2 protein-coding genes are annotated in these 590 nt (G+C 60.3%); both read right to left on the bottom strand.

The annotated features are described in order from the left end of the window. Positions 1-200: dihydrodipicolinate synthase family protein (locus AB4Z23_RS27885; RefSeq protein ID WP_441361226.1), on the bottom strand; the 200-nt coding region annotated here is incomplete at its 3' end. 18 nt (positions 201-218) lie between these two features. Further along, positions 219-566, bottom strand: coding sequence for a ferredoxin (gene fdxA / locus AB4Z23_RS27880; RefSeq protein WP_441361227.1), 348 nt, complete (start codon positions 564-566; stop codon positions 219-221). Positions 567-590: the final 24 nt, after the last annotated feature.

Genomic DNA, 590 nt, shown 5'->3' with positions numbered 1-590 from the left:
GCAATCTCCATGACCAGGCTTCTCTGCGTGAAGGAGAGCGAATTCGCCTCGCCGGTTGTGCCGAGCACGTTCAGGACATCGCAGCCGTTGTCGAGACACCAACGGCAATGCTCGACGAATGCGTCGGCGTCGATTTCCTGCGAGGCGGAAAACGGGGTCGGAACGGCGGCAATAACGCCTTTGAGAGGGTGTTTGGACATAAGGCGCCTTTGCTGGGATCAGAGATGGAGTGCCAAAGCGGCGTTCCGGGGATGACTGGCCACCAGGGCGTGGTCCTTGTCGGTGGAACGGCTCTTGTCCCATCCGCCGGGAGAGCCCATCCCCGTCACCGACGGCTCGAAGAACTCCCGATTGACGGCGAGGAAAATGCGCCTGTCGTCGGGTATCTCCTCGTCCCACACGATCGCATCCACCGGACAAATGGACAGACAGAGACCACAGTTTATGCATTCGTCGGGATGGATGTAAAACATGCGGCCGCCCTCATAGATGCTGTCGACCGGGCAGGCGGCCGTGCAGGCGCCGTCCTTCATGTCGATGCAAGGCGAAGTGATGACATAGGCCATCCGGGTGACATAGGCCATCCGGGT

It is taken from the genome of Agrobacterium sp. MCAB5, from assembly GCF_052114365.1.
Lineage (GTDB): Bacteria > Pseudomonadota > Alphaproteobacteria > Rhizobiales > Rhizobiaceae > Agrobacterium > Agrobacterium tumefaciens.
The sequence above is the reverse complement of the archived record's forward strand: the minus strand, read 5'-3'. Positions and strand labels throughout refer to the sequence as shown.

Excerpts from the sequence above, each read along its gene's own strand:
- fdxA (WP_441361227.1), bottom strand. The coding sequence starts at position 566 with ATGGCCTATGTCATCACTTCGCCTTGCATCGACATGAAGGACGGCGCC.